Annotated in this window: 17 protein-coding genes; 15 read left to right on the plus strand and 2 right to left on the minus strand. The window is 67.9% G+C overall.

Going from position 1 to position 22,992, the window contains the following annotated elements:
* Positions 1–143 precede the first annotated feature (143 nt).
* Positions 144–2,564: a two-partner secretion domain-containing protein gene (locus tag AWB78_RS19960; RefSeq protein WP_082883352.1), complete on the plus strand. Its 2,421-nt coding sequence runs from the start codon at positions 144–146 to the stop codon at positions 2,562–2,564.
* Between the two features lie 680 nt (positions 2,565–3,244).
* A complete protein-coding gene (locus tag AWB78_RS49740; protein ID WP_062607353.1) occupies positions 3,245–3,658 on the plus strand; it encodes a response regulator in 414 nt (137 codons plus the stop codon).
* 151 nt (positions 3,659–3,809) lie between these two features.
* Here the strand turns inward: AWB78_RS49740 and tagH are convergent, their stop codons facing one another.
* Complete coding sequence (gene tagH, locus AWB78_RS19970; protein WP_062607460.1) at positions 3,810–5,168, minus strand: type VI secretion system-associated FHA domain protein TagH; 1,359 nt, start codon at positions 5,166–5,168, stop codon at positions 3,810–3,812.
* Positions 5,169–5,217: 49 nt separating this feature from the next.
* The gene (locus AWB78_RS19975; RefSeq protein WP_062607355.1) at positions 5,218–5,604 is read right to left on the minus strand and encodes a TssQ family T6SS-associated lipoprotein; all 387 of its coding nucleotides are present in this window, start codon (positions 5,602–5,604) and stop codon (positions 5,218–5,220) included.
* Positions 5,605–6,219: 615 nt separating this feature from the next.
* Here AWB78_RS19975 and tssJ point away from each other — a divergent pair.
* The 13 genes from tssJ (at position 6,220) to tssG (ending at position 22,986) form a co-directional block, all read left to right on the plus strand.
* A complete protein-coding gene (tssJ, locus tag AWB78_RS19980) occupies positions 6,220–6,735 on the plus strand; it encodes a type VI secretion system lipoprotein TssJ (protein ID WP_062607356.1) in 516 nt (171 codons plus the stop codon).
* Positions 6,732–8,102, plus strand: a complete 1,371-nt coding sequence (gene tssK / locus AWB78_RS19985) for a type VI secretion system baseplate subunit TssK (protein ID WP_062607358.1) — start codon at positions 6,732–6,734, stop codon at positions 8,100–8,102. The genes tssJ and tssK overlap by 4 nt, the downstream gene beginning before the upstream one ends.
* A 15-nt stretch (positions 8,103–8,117) precedes the next feature.
* Positions 8,118–9,443, plus strand: a complete 1,326-nt coding sequence (locus tag AWB78_RS19990; protein WP_062607360.1) for a DotU family type VI secretion system protein — start codon at positions 8,118–8,120, stop codon at positions 9,441–9,443.
* The gene (tssM, locus tag AWB78_RS19995; protein ID WP_062607362.1) at positions 9,440–13,069 is read left to right on the plus strand and encodes a type VI secretion system membrane subunit TssM; all 3,630 of its coding nucleotides are present in this window, start codon (positions 9,440–9,442) and stop codon (positions 13,067–13,069) included. The genes AWB78_RS19990 and tssM overlap by 4 nt, the downstream gene beginning before the upstream one ends.
* Positions 13,066–13,731, plus strand: coding sequence for a type VI secretion system-associated protein TagF (gene tagF / locus AWB78_RS20000; protein WP_062607461.1), 666 nt, complete (start codon positions 13,066–13,068; stop codon positions 13,729–13,731). The genes tssM and tagF overlap by 4 nt, the downstream gene beginning before the upstream one ends.
* Positions 13,732–13,753: 22 nt before the next feature.
* Entirely contained in the window at positions 13,754–15,760 is a 2,007-nt protein-coding gene (locus AWB78_RS20005) for a serine/threonine protein kinase (protein ID WP_062607363.1), read from the plus strand.
* The gene (tssA, locus tag AWB78_RS20010) at positions 15,747–16,814 is read left to right on the plus strand and encodes a type VI secretion system protein TssA (protein ID WP_062607365.1); all 1,068 of its coding nucleotides are present in this window, start codon (positions 15,747–15,749) and stop codon (positions 16,812–16,814) included. Before AWB78_RS20005 ends, tssA begins: the two co-directional genes overlap by 14 nt.
* Positions 16,815–16,861: 47 nt before the next feature.
* Entirely contained in the window at positions 16,862–17,416 is a 555-nt protein-coding gene (gene tssB / locus AWB78_RS20015) for a type VI secretion system contractile sheath small subunit (protein ID WP_062607462.1), read from the plus strand.
* The gene (tssC, locus tag AWB78_RS20020) at positions 17,409–18,917 is read left to right on the plus strand and encodes a type VI secretion system contractile sheath large subunit (RefSeq protein ID WP_062607366.1); all 1,509 of its coding nucleotides are present in this window, start codon (positions 17,409–17,411) and stop codon (positions 18,915–18,917) included. Before tssB ends, tssC begins: the two co-directional genes overlap by 8 nt.
* 63 nt (positions 18,918–18,980) lie before the next feature.
* The gene (locus AWB78_RS20025) at positions 18,981–19,472 is read left to right on the plus strand and encodes an Hcp family type VI secretion system effector (RefSeq protein ID WP_062607368.1); all 492 of its coding nucleotides are present in this window, start codon (positions 18,981–18,983) and stop codon (positions 19,470–19,472) included.
* Between the two features lie 19 nt (positions 19,473–19,491).
* The gene (tssE, locus tag AWB78_RS20030) at positions 19,492–20,040 is read left to right on the plus strand and encodes a type VI secretion system baseplate subunit TssE (protein WP_062607371.1); all 549 of its coding nucleotides are present in this window, start codon (positions 19,492–19,494) and stop codon (positions 20,038–20,040) included.
* A 4-nt stretch (positions 20,041–20,044) separates the two neighbouring features.
* On the plus strand, positions 20,045–21,919 hold the full coding sequence (gene tssF / locus AWB78_RS20035) for a type VI secretion system baseplate subunit TssF (RefSeq protein ID WP_062607373.1): 1,875 nt from the start codon (positions 20,045–20,047) through the stop codon (positions 21,917–21,919).
* Positions 21,916–22,986 (plus strand): type VI secretion system baseplate subunit TssG, encoded by a 1,071-nt coding sequence (gene tssG, locus AWB78_RS20040; RefSeq protein WP_062607464.1) that lies wholly within the window; start codon positions 21,916–21,918, stop codon positions 22,984–22,986. Before tssF ends, tssG begins: the two co-directional genes overlap by 4 nt.
* Positions 22,987–22,992: the final 6 nt, after the last annotated feature.

A 22,992-nucleotide genomic window follows, 5' to 3' on the forward strand; every position in this document is an offset into this window, starting at 1 on the left:
CATGAGCGTATTAAGCTCATAGTTACTATCTGCTCGCCTGCTCGCACGTCGATGTTCGCGCCTCATGGAAGTTTGATGGCGAAAGCGGCTCTACCGTCAGCGGCCCCAACGAAGAACGAATGAACAACAGTATCGGAGGGCTTATGCAGTACGGTTCCCGCTTCATCCCGCGGACGCATCACAAGCATCGGTCCGGGCATGCGCATCTCTGGAGTACTCGCAGTGCGCTGTTGCGACCACTCGCGCTTCTCGTTCCGCTCGTCGTCGCGCTCGCATGCGCTGACGCTCATGCCGCACCGCCATTGCCGAACGGCGGCCACTTCGTCGCGGGTAGCGGCTCGATCAGCGGCGGAGGTCAGGCGCTTGTGATCGATCAGAACTCGTCGCGCGGCGTGATCGACTGGAACGGCTTCTCGATCGGCGGCGGCCGGCAGGTAACCTTCAACAACGGCTCGGGCGCGACGCTCAATCGCGTGACGGGCGGCGATCCGTCCGTGATTCTCGGACAACTGAGTGCGAGCGGCAGCGTCTACCTGATCAATCCGCAAGGCGTGCTTATCGGCCCTGGCGGCGTGGTCGCGACGGGCGGGCGCTTCGTCGCTTCGTCACTCAATGTCGACAACGACGCGTTCATGGCTGGCGGCCCGCTCACGCTGTCGGGAGGCGGCAACGGCTCGGTCGTCAATCTCGGCAAGATCGGCTCGAGCGGCGGTGACGTGTTTCTCGTGTCGCGCACGACCGTCGCGAACCGCGGCACGATCGACGCGCCGCAAGGCTCGGCCGAACTCGCGACCGGCAGTGAGGTCCTGCTGCACGACGCGTCTGGCAGTCAGCAAGTCTTCGTGCAGACGGGTAGCGGCGGCACGGTGACGAACAGCGGCATGATCCAGGCCGCGCAAGCGAGCCTGCAAGCTGCGGACGGCAACGTCTACGCGCTCGCGGGCAATAGCGCAGCGATTCGCGCGACGGGTACCGAGACGCGCGGTGGCCACGTATGGCTCGTCGCCGATCAAGGTTCGGTGCATGCGAACGGCGAGATCGCCGCGACGAACGCCGACGGCAGCGGCGGCACGGTGGAGACGCGCGCGAACGCGCTGGACGTGGCCGGTGCGATGGTGCAAGCCGGCAAATGGAAGCTCGGCGCGCCGACCTTCTCGATCGATGGCACCACCGCGGACACGCTGTCGCGCAACCTGGGCAATGGCACGTCGATCGATGTCGAAGCCACCGCCGCGAACGGCGCAACCGGCGATCTGAGCGTCGCGGGCGATGTGCGATGGCAGGGCGACGCGTCGCTGACGCTTGGCGCGGCGCACGACGTGACGATCAGCCCGAGCGCGACGATCGCTAACACGGGCGCGGGAAATCTCACGGTCCGGGCGGATGCGAACGGCGTGAACAACGGCGGCAGCGTGACGAACGGCGGCACGATCGACTGGTCGGCTAGCACCGGCATCGTGAGCGCGCTCTACGACATGAACGGCAGCTACGCACCGGGCACGCTGCTCACAAACAGCGGCTGGGCTGCTGCGCCGTATAGCGGCCTCGTCACGCAAGTGACCGCGTACAGGCTCGTGAACGACCTGACGGATTTGCGCAACGTGTCGCAAGACCTGGCGGGCAACTATGCGCTCGGCAAAGACATCGACGCGACCGCGACGCAAACTTCCCCCAATGCGTTCACGCCGATCGGAACCACCGCAGATGCCGCCTTCACTGGCCAGTTCGATGGCTTCGGCCATGCGATCGATGGCCTGAACGCGGTCGCGCCGGTCATCTCGACCCAGGCGATCGCGGGTTTGTTCGGCGTGGTCGGCACAAGCGGTGCCGTGCGCGACCTGAGTGTCACCAATGGCCACGTCGGTAGCTCGAACAACGGATCCCTCGGCTTGCTCGCGGGGCAGAACGACGGTGTCGTCGCCTATGTATCGACGACGGGCTCGGTCTTGCAGAGCGGCTTCGGCAACGGCGGCAGCGGCGGTCTTGTGGGCATCAACAACGGCACCGTCGAGCGCTCGTCGAGTTCGGCGGATGTGAGATCCCAGGGACCGTTGGGTGGCCTTGTGGGCACCAACAACGGCACGATCGCACAATCATTCGCGACCGGTGTGACTGTAGGCGGCTCGCATGGGTCCACGGGCGGGTTGGTCGCCAACAACAACGGCATGATCACTCAGTCCTATGCGACCGGTGGCACGGGCGCGATCGGGAGCGGAGGAGGACTGGTCAGCACCAACAGCGCCAACGGCGTGGTGAACGAGTCGTTCGCTGTGGGCCAGGTCGGTGGCGGCGGGCCACCGGGAGCGTACGGCGGCATCTCGGCGTACAACTACGGCACGATCAACACGAACGTCTACTGGGATAAGGATACGACGACGCGCACGAGCGCCGCGGGCGCCAACCTCAGCGGCGGCACGGCGCCGCCGGACACGAACGGACTCACGACTGCGCAGATGAGCACACCGTCGAGCTTTGCATCGTGGGACTTCGGTTCTGGTGGCGCATGGGCGATGCCGGCGGGAGCGACGCATCCGGTGCTGCAGTGGCAGCAGGCGCAGCCATGAGCGGTTGAGCCGAACAGGGACGGCGAGCCCTGCTCCCGTCCTCTCATTTTTATTAGCTGCGGAGCGCCGCGAAGATCTTGTGCGACCAGTCTTGCTTGAGCACAGACTGGGGCCCGCATCCACACTGCGAACCTATCGCAATCGGCGCGCGGTTGTGGCTTGTCATCGTGCGGCATAGGTCCGGAACCGCGAAGGGCGTCTTGTTCGTGTGCTTGAGGGATGAGACGGGGAATGTCAAGCAGTCCTACTGGAGCAACGAAAACAAGCGTCGGCCGTCGGCGCTTTGTTGTGTACGGCACTTGGCCACGCCAAGGCGAAGTCCGACACCTTGTCGCGCAGCGACTCGGAATACTTCACATTTGATCGTACTCGTGAACCGAAGGTCGAGACTTTTTTGAGCTAGCGGTTGCCGCTAGCGCTAGCACGGCTTGCAGGCGCTATTCTCGAGACGACTGAGCCATACGACGCGCGTTGGCACCCAGCTTTCGACTAGCCGGAAGTCAAAGATTTTGTATAGCACGTCGCATAAGCGCAAACATCTCCCATATCCCAGGAACCATCCGGTGCACATCGCTGGGGTGACGGCCTACACCCTTTCGGAAGGATCCAAATGAAGCGCGGGGAGTCGGAACCACGGTTCATTCTTTTCCGATCGGGTCCACTCGGCGGCGCCCGTGCGAGTGGTTATTGTTGACGATAACGCTGAAGCTGCCGACGCCTTAGCTGCTGCGTTGCAGTTCTTCGGTGTCCACACGCGTGTTGCCTGTTGTGGACAGGATATTTGCGAGATGGCGCGCGCGTGGAATTCGGCAGTTGTACTGCTGGACATCGAGATGCCACACTTGGGAGGCGTAGTCGTCGCAAATTGGTTAAGGGGAGATCAGACGTGCAGGCATGCCATCGTCGTTGCATGCACGTCAATGCACGTGCTCGATTTGCCGGCCTCAGTGCAGAACGGGCTCTTCGATGGATACTACAAAAAGCCATCCGGGCTGGACGATCTGTGCGAGATGCTCCAGTTCTTGTGTCCAGTTCATCAGCATTGGACACTGATCGCGGGGACTCGCAGTTTCCAACGCTTTGCTGGCCCGTAGGCATACGCGTGCGCACTGGCTCGAAACGCCGCGACCTGATGAATATTGAGACGGCGACGTGGGCGTCGGTGAAGGTACTCGACTAGGCAGACAACCCTGGCCGCTATCGTGCGGCTGCTTGTCAGCGCGTAACGCCTCCAACATCGCGCGCTCACCGCCGGTTTCCACTACGATAACGCTCTATTTCAGCGTCGTAGGCCGCAAGAAACGCCTTGCCGAACACCGACGCGAAATCGTCTTCGACCGCGAGCACCGTATCGCGGTGAGCCGCCACATAGCTGTCCCACATGCGCGCTTTATATAGCATCGGCACACGCCGTTCGTACCACCGGGATGCCTCGTCGCGATCGCCCATGCGCCGCGGCGAGAAGCGTCTCAGCAAATCCATCAGCGCGGCACGCATGCCAGCCACAATGCCCAGTTGATGCGCGTGCAGATCCTGGAACGCATCGTCTACTGCGCTCTGAGGCGACATGAACCCCGGCAGCGGCAGGCCGAACATCTGGCGCAAAACCGCGCTGCCATCCGGCAGCATTTTCAGCGGATTGTTCTCCCTGTCGAGCAGCATCGTCATGTGCGACTTGACCTCGCGCTTGAGAATGCTGCGCGATGAAAGCAGTTCGACTGTGCCGTTCGCGAACATCGCGAGCAGTCGGCCCGCGACGTACATCTGCTCGGCCGACCATTGATGCGGGTCGGCAGCGCCGTCGAGTCCCGTACCTTCGAGAAACGCGCGCAGCAACGCTTCGGGTGTCGGCGGCCCCGGCGGGTGCTCGGCGGGCGGATCGGCATCCGCGTCGGCCGTCGGCTGTGTGAGTTCCACACGCACATGCTGTGTCCATCCGGGTGCGTGATCGGCTTGTGTGAACGAAGACGCCCTCGATGCAGCGGCGCGTGCGGGAGTCGGGGCGGCGACGTCGTGTTCCTTGCTCGCCGGTGACGCAACGTCCCCCGACAGTTGCGCGAACAAGTCGAGCGGGTCGGTCGAGAGCTGATGCAGATCGCGAGGCGGCGGCCGCAGTTCGTCGCGCGCGGGCGGATCGACGGGGGGGCCGGCGCGCGTTCGGACGGGCGGAAAACGATGCTGCAGCAGTCCCCACAAACGATGGCGACTGGCGCCTGCATCGTCGTGCGATGCAGCCGGTGCATGTGGCGCAGCGACGCCGCCATCGACGGTCCCCGGAGCGGCGGTATCGCCGCTTTCCGCACGCAGCACGTACGGGCCGATGCGGATGATATCGCCGGTGTTGAGAGGGCGCTCCTCTGCGTAACCGATGGGCTCGCGGTTCACCTCGATCGCAGAAACGCTGCTCAGGTTCTTCAGCAGGCACGCGTCATCGCCGACCTGCAACAGCGCCTGGAGGCGGGAAATTTGCCGCGTGTCATCGAGCAACACGAGATGATTGTCGCTGGCCCTGCCGATTGTGCCGCCCGGCGGGTGAAACACGACGGCTTCATGGCGACCGGTGTCGATTGGTTCGCCCGCGTATTCGATCACGATCAGTTGCATGTCATACATCGCTCGATGAGTGAGGCGCTCGCGTGGGCTACCGATTTTCTCAGGATGACGCCGCATGTTTGCGTCGCGCGGCCTCGAACGCGGGCCCCCACGTCGGATGTCCCTTCTCGGCGGGGGACAAGTCGAAGCGCGGATTGAGATCGAGAATCTTCGAAAACTCGGCCCGACACTGCGTGATGCGGTTGGTCACACAGTAGCTGAAGGCGAGGAGCTTGTGCGCGGCGATCTGTGTGTCGACTCTGGCGCTGTCGATGTCGGGGTCGCGGCTCAGCATCGCGATCGTGCGGTTGTAGTCGCTCGCGTCATAGGCGGCGCGAGCGCCGTCGACAGTGGCGCGTGCGGCGTTCTCGGTCGGCGCGGTTTTGCAACCGGCCATTCCCAGCGACAGGACACCGTATAAAACGATGCGCAACGTACGTCCTTTCATCTCGATATCGCGAAAAGCGGTAAATGGGATTGGAGGCTGAATGACTTCTGTTGTTGAATTCTAGTGCCAATCAGCGTATTTGCATTGCCTGCCGTACATTTTTTTCCGAGAAGGGTCTCTAATTGTTTCTATTGCGTCACCTTGTTAATCCACAAAATCAAACCTATAGTTCGGTGTGTTTTCTGTTTCGTCAGTTGTTTTGACATACACAATCGCGTGCGATATGGCTAGCGAATCGTTCGCGCGAAATGGAGAAACAGTCGGGCACGCGATCGTCATTGACCGACTTCTGGCAGAGACCCGAGGGGTGTGCCTTGCACGGCGTTGGCAATATCGTTCGCATAAATCCGCCGAATGGTCCGGAAAAATCCGCCAGTTTGAAGATCCGGGTTTAATACCAATAACCATTGGATTATTTGCCGTTTTCCATAGTTAAACTGAAAGGTTTTTGATGATTCGACCCGGCTTTTGTTATGAAGAAATTACCGAGCAATATTGGAGTGAAATGATATGCCAATGACGTAATTTCCGAATTTGTCCTTGTCCCTATTAATCGGATTCTCCGGATTCCTGCGCGGAACCCGGCGGGGATTCTTTGCGCTGCGAGGTTGAATTATGCGAGGGCGGTCTGGCGGTTTTATCGTATTGGAATGCCTATTGCTTTTTGCAGGTTGCGGCGCGACCGAGCACCCCGTCGCCGTCCCATATGCGATCACCGTCGATGTTGCACCGGACGTCAATCCCGATGCCTATCGCAAGCCTTCGCCGATCGTGCTGAAGGTGTTCCAGCTGCGGGCTCTGTCGTCGTTCGAAAGCTCGGATTTCTTTTCCCTGCAGGACAAGCCCGAGAACGTGCTCGGCGCGGACCTGCTCGGCACGGATCGCATCATCCTGCGCCCCGGCGACACGCGCACGCTGCACTATCGCGGCAACGTGGAGGCGGGCGCGCTCGGCATCGTCGCGGAGTATCGCGTGCTGGAGAAGAACCGCTGGCGTCTCACGGTGCCGCTGCCGCGCGCCAGGCAGCTCAACGCCTACAAGTTCTGGCAGACCTCGCCGGGCGAGCTGAAGCTCTCGATCGCGGTGCGCAACGGCGGCATCGCGCTCGGCGACGCGAAGGAGCGCCCATGACCGGACCGACGACGTTCGCGACGCCGGTCGCCGCCCTGCGCCAGCGCGTGATATGGACGGAGGGCATGTTCCTGCGGCCGCAGCATTTCCAGCAGCTCGAACGGCACTGGGAGCGCCATGTGAACCTGCGCTGCCAGCCGCTGCAGGGCTTCGGCTGGGGCTTCGACACGCTCGAGATCGATCGCGAAGGGCTCGCGCTCGGCAAGGTCGGTCTGCGCGCGGCGTCGGGCGTGATGCGCGACGGCACGCCGTTCGATCTGTCGCATCCGGACGAACTGCCCGAGCCGTTCGACGTGCCGGCCGATGCGAAGGACCAGCTCGTCGTGCTCGCGCTGCCGCTGTGGCGTGGCGGCGCCGAGGAAGTCTCGTTCGACGATGACGGCGGCGCGGGCGTCGCGCGTTATGTCGTGCGCGAACACGAGATCGCCGACGCCAACACGGTCGCGCTCGGTCCAGCCCTGCTGCAGACCGGCCGGCTCAACGTGCGGCTGATGCCGCAGGCCGAGCTGACGGGCGACTGGCACGCGCTCGGCGTGGCGCAGGTCGTCGAGCGCCGCACCGACGGCCGCCTGATCGTCGACGACACCTATATTCCGCCGCGACTCGTCGCGCAGCGCGATCCGGTGCTGTTCGCCTGCGCGCGCGAGCTGCACGGGCTCCTCACGCAGCGCAGCGAGGCGCTTGCCGCGAGACTGTCGGAGCCCGGGCGCGGCGGCGTGTCGGAGGTCGCGGATTTTCTGCTGCTGCAACTCGTCAACCGGTATCTCGCGCCGACCTGGCACGTGCAGCAGGACGTCGCCACGCAACCCGAGGCGCTGTTCGTCGACTGGCTGAAGCTCGCCTGCGACCTGAGCACGTTCACCGCGTCCGGACGGCGTCCGGAGGCGCTCGCCGTCTACCGTCACGACGATCTGCGCGCAAGCTTTGGAGAACTGATGACCGAGCTGCGGCGATCGCTTTCGACGGTACTCGAACAGAACGCCATTCAGATCGAGCTGCGCGACGCGGGCAACGGCATCCGGGTCGCGACGCTCGCAGACCCCGTACTGCGCGATACGGCCGGCTTCGTGCTCGCGGTGCGCGCCGACATGCCGGCGGACAGCCTTCAATTGCGCTTTCCGGCGCAGGCGAAGCTCGGGCCCGTCGAGCGCATCCGCGATCTCGTGCAACTGCAACTGCCGGGGGTTGCGCTGCGCCAGTTGCCGGTCGCGCCGCGGCAGATTCCGTATCACGCGGGCCATACGTACTTCGAGATCGACAAGGGCGGTGAGCTGTGGAAGCAGCTCGCGCGCTCCGGCGGTCTCGCATTTCATTTCGCCGGCGAATTCCCGGGGCTCTCGATGGAGCTCTGGGCGATACGCGGGTAAGGGCGGGACGTCGCGATGAATTCTTCCTCCGAGTCGTTTTCCGTCGGCGCAGGTGGGTTCGTGCCGCCGAATCCGGGCGGCGCGCATCCGGCCGCGGCTTCGGGCGCGGCGGGCCCGTCCACGACGCAGCCGCGCCCGGGCCGCTGGGCCGCGAGCGGCACGAATCCGCTCGTCGCGGCCGCGAACCCGCTGCTCAATCTCGTGCCGCAGATCCGCTCGACGGTCCATCATCCGAATCCCGCGTGGCTGCGCGAGCATCTCGTCGTCGAGATCCGGCAGTTCGAGGCGCGCGCACAGGCGGCGGGCGTTGCGTCCGAGGCGATCATCGGCGCGCGCTACTGCCTGTGCACGGCGCTCGACGAGGCCGCCGCGCTCACGCCGTGGGGCGGCAGCGTGTGGTCGTCGCACAGCCTACTCGTGTCGTTCCATAACGAGACCTGGGGCGGCGAGAAGTTCTTCCATCTGCTCGACCGGCTTTCGCAGCAGCCGCGCCAGCATCTGGACCTGCTGGAGCTGCTGTACTTCTGTCTCGCGCTCGGTTTCGAGGGACGCTATCGCGTGCTCGACAACGGCCACGGCGAGCTCGACGCGCTGCGGCGCCAGCTCGCCCAGACGATCCGCTCGGTGCGCGGCGAGTTCGATGCCCCGCTCTCGCCGCACTGGCGCGACGTCATCACGCGCGACGTCACGCGGCGCTTCGCGATACCGCTGTGGGTGTGCGCGGCGCTCGCGCTGCTGATCGGCTTCGGTGTGTTCGCCGGCTTGCGGATCGCGCTCGCGGGGCATTCGGATCGCCTGTTCGCATCGATCGACGCGCTGCACGTCCCGCATCTGCGGCCCGTGCAAGCGGCGCCGAAACCCGAGCTCGCGCCGCGCGTGTCGAAATTTCTGGAGCCGGAGATCGCGGCGGGCCTCGTCGCCGTTCGCGACGACGCTGACCGCAGCGTGATCGTGATGCGTGGCGACGGCGTGTTCAAGTCGGGCTCGACATCGGTGATCGACCGTTTCCTGCCCGTGTTGTCGCGCGTCGCCGATGCGCTGAACAAGGTGCCCGGCCACGTCCGCGTGAGCGGCTATACGGACGACACGCCGGTCCACACCGCGCGCTTCGCATCAAACTGGGATCTGTCGCGCGAGCGGGCGGAAGCCGTGCGCAGCCTGCTCGCCGCGCGGCTCGATCATCCCGAGCGGCTCGCGGCGGAAGGGCGTGGCACGCTCGATCCCGTCGCGCCGAACGATACGCTCGCGAACCGCGCGCTCAACCGCCGCGTCGAGATTACGCTAATGCCGACGCCCGCCGGCGGCGCCGCGTCCGCGCCGCAGGAGGCAAACCGACCATGAACCAGGCCATCGCGCGATTCGCCCGGCCGATGCCGTGGCGCAATATCTGGACGTTCGCGGGGCTCGTCGTGCTCGCGTGCTTCATCTGGCTCGCGGGCCCGCTGATCGCGTTCGCGGACTTCCGGCCGCTCGAAAGCGGCTGGGCGCGCGCCTCGACGATCGTTGTGCTGTTCGCCGCGTGGGGCGCGCGCCTCGCGTGGCGCAGCTGGCGCGCCGGCCAGCTCAATGCGCAGCTGCTGAACCAGTTGCGTGAGGCCGCGCCGCGCCGGACCAAGGCGGACGACCCCGCGCGCGCGCCGCTCGACGAGCTGCGCACCCGCTTCGACGAAGCCGCGGCGCTGCTCAGGAAGGTCCGCTTCGGCCAGCCCGAGGTGGCACGCAAGGGCTTGCCGCGCTGGCTCGGGCGGATGTCGCGGCAGTATCTGTACCAGTTGCCGTGGTACGTGTTCATCGGTGCGCCGGGCTCGGGCAAGACGACCGCGCTCGTCAACTCGGGCCTGAGCTTTCCGCTCGCCGAGCAGTTCGGCCGCGCGGCGATCCGCGGCGTGGGCGGCACGCGCCATTGTGACTGGTGGTTCACCAACGACGCGGTGCTGATCGATACCGCCGGCCGCTACACGACGCACGAAGGCAACCGCGCGCTCGACGAAGCCGAGTGGAAAGGCTTCGTCGATCTGCTGAAGAAGTACCGCATGCGTCAGCCGCTGAACGGCGCGATGCTGACCGTCAGCGTCGCCGATCTGCTCGGCGCGTCCGAAGCGGAGCGCACGCAGCACGCGATGGTGCTGCGCAAGCGGCTGCTCGAACTGCGCGCGCAGCTGGGCATCCGCTTTCCGGTCTATCTGCTCGTGACGAAGGCCGATCTGCTCGCGGGCTTCGCCGAATACTTCGGCGGCTTCGGACGCGCGGAATGCGCGCAGGTATGGGGCTTCACGTTCCCGTTCGCGGAAAGCGAAACGCCCGGCTTCGATCTGCGCGCGGCCTTCGATCGCGAATACGGGCTGCTGCATGGCCGCCTCAACGACGCGCTGCCCGAGGTGCTCGCCACGCAAACCGATGCGCGCCAGCGCGAGATGACGTATCTGCTGCCGCAGCAGATCGCCGATCTGCAGGACATGCTCGGCCAGTTCGTCGCCGAGGTGTTCTCGAAGTCCACCTTCGAGCCGATGCCGATCCTGCGCGGCATCTATCTGACGAGCGGCACGCAGGAAGGCACCGCGTTCGATCGCGTGATGAGCGGCATCAAGCGCTTTCTGAAGATCGAGGGCGTGCCGCCCGCCGCGCAGACCGGCTCGACGGGGCGCAGCTTCTTCCTCAAGTCGCTGCTGCAGGACCTCATCTTCCGCGAGGCCGCGCTCGCCGGCAGCAACCTGCACTGGCATCAGCGGCGCCGCGTGCTGCAGATCGCGGGCTACGCCGCGCTCGCGCTCGTGTGCATCGCGGTGCTGGCGCTGTGGCTGCGCAGCTATGCGAACAACCGCGCGTATCTGGAGCAGGTCGCCGTGCGCGTGCCCGCCGTCGATGCGCAGATCGGCAGTGCCAAGGTTTCCGATGCGAACGACATCGCGCGCCTCCTGCCCGTGCTCAATGCGCTCGCCAGCCTGTCGCGCCCGGGCGGCATCGATCTCGCGCATCCGCCGCTCGCGTATCGCTGGGGACTCTTTCAGGGCGAGAAGATCGACGAAGGCGTCGATGCCGTCTACCGGCGCGCGCTCGAAGACGTGCTGCTGCCGATCGCCGCGAGCCGCATGGAAACGGCGCTGCGCGAGGCGCGTCCCGACGATGTCGAATACGCCTACGCGGCGCTGAAGGCCTATCTGATGCTGTATGACGCCGCGCACTACGATCCGGCGTTCGTGCAGGCCGTCGTCGATCTCGAAATGGAGCGCTCGCTGCCCGCCGATTTCTCCCCGGCCCAGCGCGCGGCGCTGCGCGCGCATCTCGCGGCGCTGTTCGGCGGCCGGGTCGCGGTGTCGCCCTATCCGATGAACGAGCGGCTCGTCGCCGAGGTGCGCGAGCGGCTGCGGCAGGTGCCGTTCTCGCAGCGGTTGTACCGGCAGCTCACGCGCACGCTGCGCCCGGCGACGGCGTCGTACGACTTCAGCGTCGCGCGCGCGGTGGGGCCCGATGCGTCGCTCGTGTTCCGCCGCCAGAGCGGCAAGCCGCTCGCGGACGGCGTGCCGGGGCTCTATACGCACAACGGCTATCGCAACGTGTTCGCGCCGAAGCTCGCCGACGAGGTCGACGCCTACGGGCGCGAGGAAGTGTGGGTGCTGAACCTGGGCGCGTCGGAGATTCCGGGCACGAACGAGGCGGCCGCGTGGGCGCGCGACATCCGCCGCCTGTATCTGAACGACTACCTGAAGGTCTGGGACGACTATCTCGGCGACATCCGCCTGCAGCACACGGCGACACTCGCGCAGAGCATCCAGACGGCGCGCGCGCTCTCGTCGGTGGATTCGCCGCTCACGCGCCTCATCGCAGCGCTCGCGCGCGACACGGCGCTCGGCGACGCGCCGGGCAACGGGCGCAACCTCGCGTCGGGCGCGCAGGACAAGGTCGATGCGGCGCGCAACTCGCTCGCGCAGATTTTCGCTGGCAGGCAGGGCGGCGACGCGAACCCGGCCGACGCCGCGCCCGCGACGCCCGAGCAGATCGTCGACAGCCATTTCGCGGCGCTGCGCGCGTTCGCGCCGGGCAGCGGCGATCAGGCGGCCGCGTTCGATGCGGTGCTGAAGGCGATCGATGGCCTCTACACGTATCTCACCGCCACCGACGACGCCCTGCGAAGCGGCGCGACGCCGCCGCCGTCCGATGCGCCCGCGCGGCTGCGCGCACAGGCCGGCCGCCTGCCGACGCCGTTCCGCGAAGTGCTCGACGATCTGTCGAGCGTCGCGAACGGCAGTGTGGCGAGCGTCGAGCAGCGCACGGTCGCGACGCGGGCCGGCGCGAATGTCGGCGATTTCTGCCGGCAGGCGATCGCGGGGCGCTACCCGTTCGCGCGCGGCGCCTCGCGCGATGTCGCCCCGGCGGATTTCGCGCAGATGTTCGCCCCGGGCGGGCTGATGGACGAGTTCTTCCAGAAGAACCTGCAGCCGATCGTCGACACGACCACGCATCCGTGGCGCTTCGCGAACCGCAACGCGGACACCGATCCCGCGGCCACCGCGATGCTCGCCTCGTTCGAAAAGGCCGCCGTGATCCGCGACGTGTATTTCGGCGGCGGCGCGCGCACCGCGCAGCTGAAGCTGCAGATCCAGCCACAGGAGATGGACCCGTCGATTCCGGAGATGGTGCTCGACGTCGACGGACAGATCGTCAACTACGCGCACGGGCCGATGACATCGAGCGCGGTGCAGTGGCCCGGCCCGCGCGGCAGCAATCAGGTGCGCCTGCAGGTGTCGGGGCCGGGCGGCGCGTCCGGCGGAATCACGACCGACGGGCCGTGGGCGCTGCACCGGCTGTTCGACCGCGCGGCGCTGTCGGCCGGGAGCGGCTCCGGGCAGATGGTCGCGCGCTTCACCGTCGACGGCAAACCGGTCGTGCTGCAGGTGAGCTCGGGCAGCGTGCGCAATCCGTTCAGGCTCGCGCAGATGGAGTCCTTCACATGCCCGCCGAAGCCATGAGCCAGATGCCGATGCCCACCGCATTCGATGGCCAGACGCCGGCGTGGTACGGGAAGATTCCCGGCGCGGGCGACTTCGTGAACCACGGGCTGCCGCATGCGCTCGCGCTCTGGTGGGAGCGCTGGCTGCATCAGGGCATGGCGGTGCTGCGCCAGCGCGGCGCGGACGAGATCGAGCGCCATTACACAGTCGCGCCGGTCTGGAATTTCCTGATTCCCGCCGGCGCGGGCGCGTCGTGCGTGCAGTCCGGCTGCATCGCGCCGAGCTGCGACCGCGTGGGGCGCTATTACCCCGTCGTCGTCACGTTGCCGATCCACACGGCCGATTACTGGAGTGGCCTGCCGGACGCCGCCGATGCGTACTACCGGCAGATCGGCCACGCGCTGCTCGACGCGATCCGGGATGCGTCCGCCCCCGCCGATCTCGAAGCCACGCTCGCGCGCGTGCGCCTCGCGCCCGACCCCCTCGCGGCGCGCGCCGCCGCAGACGGCGGCACGAGCGACACACGCGCATGGCCCGGCTTGTCCGGCTACTTCGATCCGCATGGCGCGACGAGCTTCTGGTGGACCAATCGCGCGGACGGATCGCCGCTGCGCACGCACGCGCACACGGGCGCGCCGGACGGCGAGCTGTTCGTGCGCATGTTCAGCGGCGGCGCGTAGCAAGCGGTACCGGGAGGTGAACATGAAGGCTTCTTTATCGAGAGACAACGAGCAGGAGACGGCGACCCGCCGCGGCGCGCCCGATTTCACCGTGCGGCCGCTGCCGCTCGGCCATCGGCTCGGCGAACTGCAGCTCGACGAGGTGCTCGGGATCGGCGGCTTCGGCATCGTCTATCGCGCGTTCGACCGCACGCTGCGGCGCGCCGTCGCGATCAAGGAATACATGCCGTCGATGCTCGCGACGCGCGGCGGCGACTACACCGTGTCGCTGCGCGCCGAGCGTTTCGCGCAGGCATTCGACGCGGGCCGCGGCGCGTTCCTCAACGAGGCGCGGCTGCTCGCGCAGTTCGATCATCCGGGGCTCGTCAAGGTCCTGCATTTCTGGGAGAGCCACGGCACGGCCTACATGGTGATGCCGTTCCACGAAGGGCGCACCTTGAAGCAGCTGCTCGACGGCGGCTCGCACATGGGCGAGCCGCAGCTGCGCAACGTCGTCGCCGCGCTGCTCGGCGCGCTCGACACGCTGCATCGCGCGCAGTGCTTTCATCGCGATGTCGCGCTCGACAACGTGCTGATCTGCCCCGACGGCGGCGCGGTCCTGCTCGACTTCGGCGCGGCGCGCAAGCGGATCGGCGATCTCGTCGACGACGGCGCGATGATGATCAAGCCCGGCTACGCGCCGATCGAGCAATACACCGACGATCCCGCGTTCAGCCAGGGGCCGTGGACCGATCTCTACGCGCTCGGCGCGGTCATGCACGCGATGATCACGGGCGAGCTGCCGCCGGCGGCGGTCGTGCGCAGCATCAAGGACACCTATCAGCCGCTCGCGAGCCGCGAGTTGCCCGGGCGCGAGCCGTACAGCCCGACCTTCCTCGCCGCGGTGGATCACGCGTTGCAGTTGCGGATCGCGGACCGGCCCGATTCGGTCGCGGCGTTTGCCGCGGAACTCGGGCTGCGCGATCTGGGGCGTGCGGGGTACGCGGCCGTCGCGCCGTCACCGGATGAAGCGCGCGCGAAACGCGCGGAGCACGCGCAGGGCGAGGAAGCGCCGCCGGTGTCTCCCGAGCCGCAGTCGTCGCCGCGCGAAGCGCCCGCGATGCAATCCGTGCCGACACAGCGCGCAACCGACGATGCCGGCGCGCCCGAAGCCGACGCGACGAACTTCGTCGGCCCGCCGCCGCCCGCCGATGACGATTCGACGCTCCCCGGCGCATTGATTCCGCCAGCGTCGGCGTCAGCCCCGGTCACCGAGGCCCGCATGCCGCAGCCGCCATTCGATCGCCTGCGCGATGCGCTGCGCGACCGTCGCATGCGGGCTTATATCGGCGGCGCGCTGGCGCTGCTGCTCGCGACCGGCATCGGCCTCACGTACCTCGCGAAGCCCGCGCGGCATGCCGGCGAAATGGCGGGCGCGAGCGAGCCGCAGGCGAACGGCGCGTCGTCGCCCGTCATCGCGCAGGGCGCCGCCAGCCTCGCGCAATCCAGTCCGGCGCCGGCCGTCGCGCCGCCGTCGTCGGGTGCGTCGGCGCAGCTTGCGCCACCGGTCGTCGCGACCGCGCCCGCGAGCGGGAACGCGGCAGCGCCGGCGCCGCAGGTCGCGGCCAATGGCCGCGATGCCGCGCCGCCCCAGCCCGTGACGGGTTCGGCTGTTGCGCCGGCCGCGAGCCTCGATGCGTCGGAGCGTGTCGTGAACATGCCGCCGTCCGAAGCCGCCGCCGCGCTGCCGGCACCCGCTTCCGGCGCCGAGGCCATGGCTTCCTCCGATTCAGCGCCTGCCGCCACGAGCGACGGCCAGCCGCCGCAGGACGCCATGGACACCGTCGCCGTGCGCTTTCACGTGCGCCCGTGGGGCGACATCTACGTAAGCGGCGTACGGCGCGGCGCGAGTCCGCCGCTGCGGTCGGTGTCGCTCGCGCCCGGCACTTACCAGATCGAGATCCGCAACGGCTCGCTGCCGCCGCTGCGCCGCACCGTGAAGATCGATCCCGGCAGCAAACCGATCAGCATCGACTATGCCTTCGAATGACATCAGCCACGCGGCGCCATCGACGGGCGCGCGCGACACGCCGCGCGCGGACCTGATCGACCGGCTGCTGGACGCGATCGAGCCCGGCGCGCCATGCGGCGCGAATCTCGAATACGAGCCCGATTTCCTGCAGCTTCAGGCGCAGGCGACGCCGCGCGCGGAGCAGCAGTACGGCGACACCGTGATCCCGGCCGAAGCGCCCGACTGGCGCGCGGTCGAACGGCTCGCGCTGGCGCTGTTCGCGCGCACGAAGGACCTGCGCGTCGCCGCGCACCTGACGCGCAGCTGGACCGAGCTGCACGGCATCGCGGGCTATGCGGACGGGCTCGCGCTCGTCGCGGGCCTGATCGGGCGATGGTGGGACGATGTGCACCCGCGCGTCGACGCGGAAGGCGATACGGACCCGACGCCGCGCATCAACGCGCTCGCCGAGGTCGCCGGCGCGCACGACTGCGCGCGCGTAGCGCGCCGCCAGCCGCTCTTCGAAGGCGGTCCGGGCGTGCGCGATGCCGAACGCATGCTCGATGGCCGCGACGACGGCGCGCAGCCCGTGGGCGACCGCGAACCGCTGATCGCGTCGCTTCTCGCCGCGCGGCAACGCGGCGAGACGCCGCTCGCGCCGGTGCTCGCCGTGCTGCGCGCGCTCGACGCGATCCGCGCGTGCGTGACGCAGCGGCTCGGCGGCGAATGGGCGCCCGACACGAGCGAGGTCGAAAAGGCCCTGCGGCGCATCGTCCAGGCGATGCCGCGCGAGACGCCTGCGCCGGCGGCCGAAGCCAGCGCGGTAGCAGCCGCGCCGTCCGGCGGGCCCGCATGGCGCGACGCGGAAATGACGAGCCGCGACGACGTGCGTATCGGCATCGACAGGATGTGCCGCTATTTCGAGCTGCACGAGCCGGGCCATCCGGCGCCGATCCTGCTGCGGCGCGCGCAACGGCTGCTCGCGCTCGACTTCTACGAAATCATCCGGGATCTCGCGCCCGAGAGCCTGCCGAAGCTCGACATGCTGAGCGGCGAGGTGCACGGCGAGGCGAGCGGCGAGCGGAGCGAATGACGCCGGATGAGCCAACGCGCAATTTGACCGATGTGAAGGAGAGGACGATGACGGACAAAACCAGAGCGGCGAAGAGCGGACAGAAATTCATCGCGCGCAATCGTGCGCCGCGCGTGCAGATCGAGTACGACGTCGAGACCTACGGCGCTGAGCGCAAGGTGCAGCTGCCGTTCGTGATGGGCGTGATCGCAGACCTCGCGGGCAAGCGCGCCGAGCCGCTGCCGGACTTGCCGGAGCGCAAGTTTCTGGAAATCGATGTCGACAACTTCGACGACCGGATGAAGTCGATCGCGCCGCGCGCCGCGTTTGCCGTGCCGAATACGCTGACGGGCGAAGGAACCTTCAACGTTGACATGACGTTCGAGCGCATCGACGACTTCTCGCCGGCGGCGATCGCGCGCAACGTCGACGCGCTGCGCCGGCTGCTGGAGGCGCGCACGGAGCTGTCGAACCTGCTGTCGTACATGGACGGCAAGCACGGCGCGGAGCAGCTGATCGAGCGCGCGATCAACGATCCCGACCTCCTGAAGACGCTGGTGCACGAGCCCGCCGCGCAGGCGCCCGAGGACGGCACGACCCCGACGGAGACGCGAGATGAATGACACGGCACACGCCCGCGCCGATGCGCGCGGCACCGCGCAGCCGGCCGACGCGCGCGACGAATTCGCCGCGCTGCTGCAGAAGGAGTTCAAGCCGAAAACCGCGGAGGCGCGCGAGTCGGTCGAGCGCGCGGTGCGCACGCTCGCGCAGCAGGCGCTCGAGCATACGGCCGGCATGACGAACGATGCGTACGGCAGCGTCAAGCAGATCATCGCGGAGATCGACCGGAAGTTGACCGAGCAGATCAACCAGATCCTGCACCACGGCGAATTCCAGGCGCTCGAAGGCGCATGGCGTGGCCTTCACTACCTCGTCACGCACACCGAAACCGACGAACTCCTGAAGATCAAGGCGCTGCCCGCGTCGCGCAGCGAGCTCGCCCGCACGCTCAAGCGCTACAAGGGCGTCGCGTGGGACCAGAGCCCGCTGTTCCGCAAGGTCTATGAGGAGGAGTACGGGCAGTTCGGCGGCGAGCCGTTCGGCTGTCTCGTCGGCGACTTCTACTTCAACCACAGTCCGCCCGACGTCGAGATGCTCGGCGAGCTGTCGAAGATCGCGGCCGCTGCGCATGCGCCGTTCATCGCCGGCGCGTCGCCCGAGCTGATGCAGATGGACTCGTGGCAGGAGCTGTCGAATCCGCGCGATCTGACGAAGATCTTCCAGAACACCGAGTACGCGTCATGGCGCAGCCTGCGACAGTCCGACGATTCGCGCTACGTCGGCCTCGCGATGCCGCGCTTTCTCGCGCGGCTGCCGTACGGCGCGCGCACGAATCCAGTCGACGAATTCGACTTCGAGGAAGACACCGACTCCGCGAACCACGACCGCTACACGTGGGCGAACTCCGCGTATGCGATGGCCACGAACATCAACCGCTCGTTCAAGCTGCACGGCTGGTGCTCGTCGATTCGCGGCGTCGAATCGGGCGGCGCGGTCGAGGGGCTGCCGAGCCACACGTTCCCGACCGACGACGGCGGCGTCGACCAGAAGTGCCCGACGGAGATCGCGATCAGCGACCGCCGCGAAGCCGAGCTCGCGAAGAACGGCTTCATGCCGTTCGTGCACCGAAAGAACTCGGATTTTGCCGCGTTCATCGGCGCGCAGTCGCTGTACCAGCCGACCGAATATCACGATCCCGACGCGACCGCGAACGCGCGGCTGTCCGGGCGCCTGCCGTACCTGTTCGCGTGCTGCCGCTTCGCGCATTACCTGAAGTGCATCGTGCGCGACAAGATCGGCTCGTTCCGCGAGCGCGACGACATGGAGCGCTGGCTGAACGACTGGATCATGAATTACGTCGATGGCGATCCGGCGAACTCGTCGCAGGAGACGAAGGCGCGCAAGCCGCTCGCGGCGGCGCAGGTGGTCGTCGACGACATCGAGGACAACCCCGGCTATTACGCGTCGAAGTTCTTCCTGCGGCCGCATTACCAGCTCGAAGGACTCACCGTGTCGCTGCGGCTCATTTCGCGGCTGCCTTCGACGAAGGCGGCGGGCGCGTGAGCGGCGGGCGGCGGCGCATCTGCAAATCTGACCTGACATGACTGACACGAAACGGAGGCAGCGATGGGCGTGGCAATGTTTATGAAGGTGGACGGCGTGACCGGCGAATCGGCGGACTCGCAGCACAAGGGCTGGACCGACATCCAGTCGTTCTCGTGGGGCGCGAGCCAGCCGGGCGCGATGGCGAGCGGCAGCGGCGGCAACGCGGGCAAGGCGAGCTTCAACGATCTGATCGTCGATGCGTACATGGACAAGGGTGCGCCCGCGATCATCAAGAACTGCGCGAGCGGCAAGCATTTGCCCACCGTCGAGATCTCGGCGTGCAAGACCGGCGGCACGCAGGTCGAGTTCATGCGCGTGACGCTGCAGGAAGTGCTCGTGACGTCGGCGAACGTCGCGGGCGTCGACCCCGGCGACAGCGCCGACCGGTTGCTGATGCACTACGGCTTCCAGGCCGCGAAGGTCAAGAAGCAGTACTGGCAGCAGAACGACAACGGCGGCAAGGGCGCCGAGGTGTCGGTCGGATGGAACATCAAGGAAAACACCGAGATGTGATGATACGGAGAACGAAATCATGAACGACCGGCACCATCGTGGCGATTGGGCGGACGGCACGCGCGACCGCCTCCAGCCCGCGCTGCTCGACCGCCTCACCGACGACGACCGCGCGCGCCGCGCGGAGCCGCCCGGCGCCCGGTGGATCGGCGCGGAGCATCTGCGCGCGGCCGTGCTGCGCGACCTCGCCTGGCTGCTCAACACGCGCAACGGCGAGGACGGCTTCGTCGACTGGGCCGCGTTCGGGCACGCGCAGGCCTCGGTGCTCAACTATGGCATGCGGCCGCTCGTCGGCAGGCCGATGTCGGGCGTCGAGCACATGTCGGTGGAGGCGTCGATCCGCGACGCGATCGTCCGCTTCGAGCCGCGCATCGAGCCCGGGAGCGTCGAAGTCCGCAGCGTGCGTGACGCGCCGGGCGACGCGGCCGGCGAGCGCCGCCACAACATGCTGATGTTCGAGATTCGCGGCACGCTCTGGTCGGTCCCGCATCCGGTCGAATTCGTGCTGCGCTCCGATCTCGACCTGGAGACGGGCGCGATGTTGCTGCAATCCGCGGCGGGGGCGTGACGCGATGGATACGCGCCTGCTCGATTACTACAACCGCGAGCTCGCCTATCTGCGCGAGCTCGGCGCGGAGTTCGCGCAACGGTTTCCGAAAGTCGCCGCGCGGCTGCGGCTCGACGAGTCCGGGCCGCCCGATCCGTACGTCGAGCGGCTGCTCGAAGGCTTCAGCTTCCTCACCGCGCGCGTGCAACTCAAGATGGACGCGGAGTTTCCGCGCTTCACGCAGGCGCTGCTCGATGCCGTGTATCCGGGCTATGTCGCGCCGCTGCCGTCGATAGCGATCGTGCAGTTCACGCCCCGCATGAACGAGGGCAGTCTCGCGCAGGGCTGGCGGCTCCCGGCGGGCACGGCGCTGCGCGCGCGGCCGGCCGCGTCCGAGGAGACCGCGTGCGAGTTTCGTACCGCGCACGATCTGACGCTCTGGCCGCTCGAACTGACGGACGCAGCCGTGACGGGCGCGCCCGCCGGGCTGCCGCGCGGCGCTTTCGCGGCGTGGCAGGACGTGCGCGGCGCGCTGCGGATCCGGCTGAAGGCGCGCGGCGGGGCGCGGCTCGCGCAACTGCCGCTCGAGCGGCTGACGTTCCATCTCGCGGGCCCCGAAGGCGATGCCCTGCATCTGCTGGAGCTGATCGCGTCGCACGCGCTCGGCGTGGTCTGTCACGATCCGGGGCAGCGGCCGCCCGGCTGGATGCATGCGCTCGATGCGGACGCGATCGTCCACGAGGGATTCGACGCGGCGCAGGCGCTCCTGCCTGACGATGGCCGCAGCTTCCACGGCTACCGGCTGCTGCGCGAGTATTTCGCGTTTCCGGCGCGCTTCCTGTTCTTCAGCATCGGCGGGCTGCGGCCGGCGCTCGCGCGCGCCACCGGCGACGAATGCGAGCTCACCGTGCTGTTCGATCGTCACGACGCGGCGCTCGAAGCGGCTCTTGACGCGCGCCATCTCGCGCTGAACTGCACGCCGGCGATCAATCTGTTCGCGCGCCGGGCCGACCGGATTCCGGTGCAGGCCGGCGCGCGCGAGCATCACCTCGTGGTCGACCGCAGCCGGCCGCTCGATTACGAGGTCTACGCGGTCGAGCGGCTCGCGAGCGAGCAGCGCGACGACGGACAGGCGCGCACGTTCCGCCCGTTCCACGCATCGTTCGCGGGCGACGGCGGCGACTACGGCGCGTACTACACGGTGCGGCGCGAGCCTCGCCTCGTCTCGGCGCAGGCGCGGGCGAACGGCGCGCGCACGGGCTACACCGGCAGCGAGACCTATGTCTCGCTCGTGGACAGCCAGTGCGCGCCTTACGACGAATCGATGCGCTATCTGTCGGTCGACACGCTGTGCACGAATCGCGATCTCGTGCTGCTGCAGCCGCCCGGCGAGACCAACGGCTTCACGCTGCGCGTGTCGGCGCCGGTGGAGCGGGCCGTCGCGATCCGCGGGCCGTCGCGCCCGCGTCCGCCGATCGCCGATGCGCAGAGCGCGTGGCGGCTCATCCGCCATCTCGGGCTCGCGCGTCAGACGCTGACCGATCTCGACGACGACGAGGGCGCGCGCGTGCTGCGCGAGCTGCTCGCCCTGCACGCGGACCCGGCCGATGTGGCGATGCGCAGGCAGATCGACGGCGTGCAGCGCGTCGCGTTCTCGTCGGTGTTTCGCCGCTTGCCGGCCGCGGGCCCGCTGATGTTCGGGCGCGGCGTGCAGGTGGAGGTCACCGTCGACGACCACGCGTTTTCCGGCGACAGCCCGTTTCTGCTCGGCGCGGTGCTGGAGCAGTTCTTCGCGCGTCATGTGTCGATCAATGTGTTCGCCGAATGCGTGCTGACGAGCGCGCAGCGCGGCAGGCTCGCGCATTGGCCGGCGCGCATCGGCAGGCGGCCCGTGATATGAAGCGCGACACGACCGACGACATGACGCGCGATCCGGCCCGCGACGTGCGACGCGCGGCGTGGTGGGCCCGCCTGCGCGCGGCGCCGCACGGCTACGACCTGTTCCAGGCGCTGCGCTGGCTCGACGCGCTCTCGCCCGGGCGCGCGCCGCTCGGCCATGCCGCGCGTCCGCGCGACGAGCCCGTGCGGCTCGGGCAGCAGGCGTCGCTCGCGTTCGCCGCGTCCATGCTCGCCGGTGTCGAGGACGACGGCGCCGCGCCGCCGCGCATGACGATTCACGGCTTCGGCCTGTTCGGGCCCAACGGACCGTTGCCGTCGCATCTGACCGAGTACGCGCACGAGCGCGCCGCGCAGCACGACGATCCGACCTTCGCCGCGTTCGCCGATCTCTTTCATCACCGGCTGATCCTGCTGTTCTATCGCGCATGGGCCGATGCGCAGCCGACCGTGAGCCTCGACCGCGCCGGACGAGCGCACTTCGACCGGCATGTCGCGAGCCTCATCGGCCGCGACGCGCCGGAGCAAACCGCCGTCGATGCGCTTTCCCCGCACGCGCGCTGCTTTCACGCCGGTCATCTCGTGCGGCATACGCGCAATCCCGAAGGGCTCGTGCAGATCGTGCGCCGTCACTTCGGCGTCGCGGCGCGCATCGTCGAGCATGTGCCGCAATGGGTGGCGATCGAGCGCACGCAGCGTTGCGCGATCCACGCGACGCGCCCGACGCAGCCGCTCGGCGGCGCGCTGCTCGGCATCGCGGTGCGGGATGCGCAGTCGCGTTTCCGGATCGTGCTCGGCCCGCTCGCGCTCGACGCGTACCGGCGTTTCCTGCCCGGCGGCGCGCATGCGCAGCAGCTTGCGCAATGGGTGCGCGAGTACATCGGCATCGAATTCGACTGGGACGTACAGCTCGAACTTGCGCCCGACGCGGTGCCCGCGCTCGCGCTCGGCGCGCCGCATGGAATCGGCCGCAGCGCGTGGCTCGGGCGGCGGCTCGATCCGCAGCCGGCGCGCGATCTCGTCGTGCGCTACGACGAGCGGCGCGCCGCTCGTCATCGTGAAACCGCCTAGAAGGGA

It is taken from the genome of Caballeronia calidae (assembly GCF_900044055.2).
GTDB classification, from domain to species: Bacteria; Pseudomonadota; Gammaproteobacteria; order Burkholderiales; family Burkholderiaceae; genus Caballeronia; species Caballeronia calidae.